This is a genomic window from Nocardiopsis listeri (assembly GCF_020741345.1).
In the GTDB taxonomy this organism is placed as follows: domain Bacteria; phylum Actinomycetota; class Actinomycetes; order Streptosporangiales; family Streptosporangiaceae; genus Nocardiopsis; species Nocardiopsis listeri_A.
The window spans coordinates 1-5,147 of sequence record NZ_DYZD01000328.1 but is presented as its reverse complement, the minus strand read 5'-3'; the positions used below and the strand labels follow the sequence as shown (position 1 = coordinate 5,147).

5 protein-coding genes are annotated in these 5,147 nt (G+C 70.4%); all 5 read left to right on the top strand.

Annotation, left to right across the window (positions count from 1 at the left end):
* Positions 1–187 precede the first annotated feature (187 nt).
* Positions 188–1,183, top strand: coding sequence for a GNAT family N-acetyltransferase (locus K8V84_RS17620; RefSeq protein ID WP_304076263.1), 996 nt, complete (start codon positions 188–190; stop codon positions 1,181–1,183).
* Between the two features lie 99 nt (positions 1,184–1,282).
* Positions 1,283–2,206, top strand: coding sequence for a hydroxymethylglutaryl-CoA lyase (locus K8V84_RS17615; RefSeq protein ID WP_304076261.1), 924 nt, complete (start codon positions 1,283–1,285; stop codon positions 2,204–2,206).
* 271 nt (positions 2,207–2,477) lie between these two features.
* A complete protein-coding gene (locus K8V84_RS17610) occupies positions 2,478–4,118 on the top strand; it encodes a CTP synthase (protein WP_304076259.1) in 1,641 nt (546 codons plus the stop codon).
* Positions 4,119–4,153: 35 nt separating this feature from the next.
* A complete protein-coding gene (locus K8V84_RS17605) occupies positions 4,154–4,813 on the top strand; it encodes an NUDIX hydrolase (RefSeq protein WP_304076257.1) in 660 nt (219 codons plus the stop codon).
* A 3-nt stretch (positions 4,814–4,816) separates the two neighbouring features.
* On the top strand, positions 4,817–5,147 hold a 331-nt coding region (locus tag K8V84_RS17600), incomplete at its 3' end, for a site-specific integrase (RefSeq protein WP_304076255.1).

The following is a 5,147-nucleotide window of genomic DNA, read 5'->3' as shown; positions in this document are numbered from 1 at the left end:
TACGGGAGACGCCGGACCACCGCCCGATTCGACGATTTCGTGTGCCGGTGCCGAGATGAAGCGGTACGGTCGTTCTGGTCCCTCATGACACCGGTATGTCCGCGCCGCGGCGTGAGGGTGACCGCGGCTCGGTCCGCGCCAGAACCGAGGGTGTTCACTTGGGAAGAACCCGCTATGGGAGGGGTGGATGAGCGGTTATGTCGCACGGGTGCGACATGATGAGTCGCCCGGGGGCGATGTCGGACTCGACCCGTTGGTGCGTTCGGCCGCCCAACGCTGGGCGGAGGCCGACCCCCTGCTACCCGAACCCGTGGGTTTCGCCCCCGATTCCTATCCGCTTTTGACCGTCAGCGACGAGGACGGCCTCCCCGTCGCCGCGGGCAGCATGCACTACACCTGGTACCAGCCCGGCGAGGTCGGCCGGATCTGGGGTGTGCCCGACCAGCACTGGCTCACCCCCATCGTCGGTGGACCCGAACCCGCCCGCGCCCTGGACTCGTTGCTCACCAGCTGGCGCGACCAACTGGAGGACCTGCCCACCGGCACAGGTTCGGAGTCGGCCGCGCTGGTCAGCTGGCCCGCCCGTGACGTCACCGGGATCATCCCGCTGCAGCGACACGGGCTGCAGCCCTACACCGTGCTCGCGGCGCGCCAGCGCCGACGCGGTGTGCCGCCGTCGCTGCCCCCGCGCGACGTGGCCATCCGGCTCGCCGACATCAGCGACCTGACCCAGGTGGTCGGCCTGCTGATGGAGGAGCACCGCTACGAACAGAACTTCGGTGGGGTCTTCCTGCAGCCCGACACCGCCGAGCAGACCCGCAAGGTGGCCGCCCGGGCGCTGAACCGGTCCCGTTCGTGGATCTGGTTGGCCGAGCGTCGCGGTCGTGCCGTGGGCCTGTTGTGGGTCTCGCCGCCCGAACGCTCCCGCTGGGCCAAGTCCCTGGTGCGGGCCCGTCCGATCGCCCACATCGGCTACGGGGTGGTGACCGCCGCCGAGCGCGGACACGGGATCGGCACCGCCCTGGTCAGCCAGGCCCACCAGGCGCTGGACAGCCACGGGGTGGGTGTCTCGGTGCTCAACTACGCCGCGATGAACCCGCTGTCGGGGCCGTTCTGGCATCGCATGGGCTACCGCCCGGTGTGGACCACCTGGGAGGTCCGACCCGCCCTCGCCCTGCGCTGACCGGCACGAAGGGCCACACTCCGACCCCGGTGACGGGTGTCACCCTCGCCCTCCCCTAGCCTGGGGGCGAGACGCGACGGAGCGTGAGAGGTGGACCTGATGACCGCGAACGACCGTGGGCCCGAGGGCGGCGAGCACGTGGAGATCGTCGAGGTGGGGCCGCGTGACGGCCTGCAGAACGAGTCCACCGTGCTGTCGGTCGAGGACCGGATCGAACTGATCGACCGAGCGGTCGCCGCCGGGGTGCGGCGGATCGAGGCGGTCAGCTTCGTCAACCCCAAGCGGGTGCCGCAGATGGCCGGAGCCGAGGAGATCATGGCCGGGCTCCGGCGGGAGCCGGGGGTCTCCTTCATCGGGCTGGCGCTCAATCGGCGCGGTCTGGACCGGGCCCTGGCCGCCGGGGTCTCGGAGGTCAACGTCGCGGTGCCGGCCACCGACGGGTTCTGTGTCCGCAACCAGGGAAGCACGGTCGAGGAGATGCTCGACGCCTTGGCCGACATGGACAAGGCGCTCCAGGGCACCGGAGTGCCTCTGAGCGTCACCGTCTCCACCGCCTTCGGCTGCCCCTTCGACGGCGAGGTCGCTCCCGAACGGGTCGCCGAGGTGGTGCGCCGGATCGCCGAGACGAGCGCGGTGGAGATCGCACTGGCCGACACCATCGGCGTGGGTGTGCCCTCCCAGGTCCGTGAACTGCTGCGGCTGACCGCCGAGGCCGCGCCCGGGCGGACCCTGCGCTGTCACTTCCACAACACCCGTAACACCGGCTACGCCAACGCGTTGGCCGCCGTCGAGGAGGGCGTGCGGGTGCTCGACTCCAGCCTCGGCGGGTTCGGCGGTTGTCCCTTCGCCCCTGCCGCCACCGGCAACATCGGCACCGAGGACCTGCTCTACCTGCTGCACCGCAGTGGCCTGCGCACCGGTGTGAGCCTGTCGGAGGCCGCGGCGCTGGGCGACTGGATGGGGGAGCGGCTCGCCAAGTCCCCGCCCGCCTACCTCGGCCGTGCCGGGAACTTCCCCGTCTGATCGGTGTTGCCTTCGCCACCACACCGATGGCGGCCACACACGAGAACGCCGCCTCAGCGGCCATTGTGGGTGGGCGTTCGGGCGGAGGCGGGGAACAGAACGAGGGTGGGAACAGGTTGTCCGGTGTGGGCGAACGGGGGGCCTGTTATCCTGGTGCCCCGTGGAGTCCGACGTGCTGAAACGGCATCGCCGCCGCTCGGACCCGGACCGCCGCACGGTCGCTCGGCTCTTGCGAGCCCGCCGTAGCCACTCACACCACGGGAGCAACACTTTGGCATCCGCCGCGAGTACCAAGCACCTTTTCGTTACTGGCGGCGTCGCCTCCAGTCTTGGCAAGGGCCTCACCGCCTCCAGTCTGGGCCGACTCCTGAAGTCGCGAGGCCTGCGGGTCACCATGCAGAAGCTGGACCCCTACCTCAACGTCGACCCTGGGACGATGAACCCCTTCCAGCACGGCGAGGTCTTCGTCACCGACGACGGTGCCGAGACCGACCTGGACGTGGGCCACTACGAGCGTTTCCTGGACGTGGAGCTGTCCGCGTCCGCCAACGTCACCACCGGCCAGATCTACTCCAGCGTCATCGCCAAGGAGCGGCAGGGCGCCTACCTCGGTGACACCGTGCAGGTCATTCCGCACATCACCAACGAGATCAAGTCGCGCATCTACGCGATGGACGCCCCCGACGTCGACATCGTCATCACCGAGATCGGCGGCACGGTCGGCGACATCGAGTCGCAGCCCTTCCTGGAGTCGGTCCGCCAGATCCGCCACGAGATCGGCCGGGAGAACTGCTTCTTCCTGCACGTCTCCCTCATCCCGTTCCTGGGCCCCGCCGGCGAGATGAAGACCAAGCCGACCCAGCACTCGGTCGCGGCGCTGCGCAGCATCGGCATCCAGCCCGACGCCATCGTGTGCCGCTCGGACCGTCCCATCACCCAGAGCCTCAAGTCCAAGATCAGCCTCATGTGCGACGTGGACGAGGCCGGTGTGGTCTCCACCCCCGACGCCCCCTCCATCTACGACATCCCCAAGGTGCTGCACCGCGAGGGCCTGGACGCCTACGTCGTGCGCCGCCTGGGCATGCCCTTCCGTGACGTGGACTGGACCGAGTGGGACGAGCTGCTGCGCCGTGTGCACCAGCCCGACCACGAGGTCACCATCGCCATGGTCGGCAAGTACATCGACCTGCCCGACGCCTACCTGTCGGTCAGCGAGGCGCTGCGCGCCGGTGGTTTCGCCACGGACACCCGGGTGAACCTTCGCTGGGTCGCCAGCGACAACTGCGCCAGCCCCTCGGGCGCGGCCGCCGAGCTCGACGGCGTCGACGGCATCCTCATCCCCGGTGGTTTCGGCGTGCGCGGCATCGAGGGCAAGCTCGGCGCCATCCGTTACGCCCGTGAGAACGGGATCCCACTGCTGGGCATCTGCCTGGGCCTGCAGGGCATGGTCATCGAGTACGCCCGCAACGTGCTCGGCCTGGAGGGCGCCAACAGCCTGGAGTTCGACGACAAGGCCGTCGACCCGGTCATCGCCACCATGGCGGACCAGGAGGACGTGGTCGCCGGTGACCGTGACATGGGCGGCACGATGCGACTGGGCCTGTACCCGGCCGACCTGGGCGAGGGCACCCTGGCCCGTGACCTGTACGACGGCCGGGCGCAGGTCTCCGAGCGCCACCGCCACCGGTTCGAGGTCAACAACGACTACCGTCCCAAGCTGGAGGAGGCGGGTCTGGTGTTCTCCGGACTCTCCCCTGATGGCAAGCTGGTGGAGTACGTGGAGCTGCCCCGGGACGTCCACCCGTTCTTCATCGCGACGCAGGCGCACCCGGAGCTGCGGTCCCGCCCGACCAACGCCAACCCGCTCTTCCGCGGGCTGATCTCCGCCGCGCTGGAGTACAAGGAGTCCTAGGTCACGGTCGGCGGGGCCCGAGTGAGAGGGGCCGAATGACCGACCGGGTCGCAAAAGAGACGACGGGGGCGTACGCGAGGGTCGCGGACGCCCCTGAGTCGTGGCCGGTGGAACGCTCCGAGGAGCGCTTCCGCGGGGCCAAGTGCGGGATGCGCACGGACTGGGTGCAGATGCCCGGCGCCAACGGCCAGGGACGTACCGTGGCGGCCCGCGACTACATGGACCACCCGGGCGCGGCGGCGATCCTGGCCCTGGACGAGCGCGGTCGGGTGCTGTTGCAGCGCCAGTATCGTCACGCCGTCGAACACACCCTGTGGGAGCTGCCCGCCGGTGTGCTGGACGTCGAGGGGGAGGGGCCGTTGGCCACCGCCCGCCGCGAGCTGGTGGAGGAGGCGGGGCTGCGCGCCGCCACCTGGCACAAGCTGCCGGACTTCTTCCCCAGCACCGGGTTCTCCAACGAACGCATTCACCTCTTCCTCGCCCGGGACCTGTCCGAGGTGCCCGAGGAGGAGATCGACTTCGTGCGCGAGCACGAGGAGACGGACCTGGCCGCCGAATGGTTGCCGCTCGAGGAGGCGGTGCGCGCCGTGCTCTGCGGCCGACTGCACAACGGTGCGACGGTCATCGGGATCCTGGCGGCGCACGCCGCGGCGGCCGACGGGTTCGCGTCGCTGCCCGTGGCCGGCGATCACTGAGCCGTGGAGGAGGAACTGGAGCGTGGGCCGCTGGGACGGGCCCGCGCCGCCTTCCTGGACCATCTGAGCGCCGAGCGGGCGCTGGCCACCAACACCCTGGCCGCGTACCGGCGTGACCTGGTCCGGTACGTGGAGTACCTGGACGCCTCCGGTGTCAGGGACCTGGGCGGGGTGACCTCGCCACAGGTGGGCTCTTTCCTCACGGCGCTGCGCGAAGGGGACGAGGACCACGCTCCGCTGGGTGCCGCCTCGGCCGGTCGCACGCTGGCGGCGGTGCGCGGGCTGCACAGGTTCGCGGTGCGCGAGGGGTGGGCGACCACCGACCCTGCCGCGG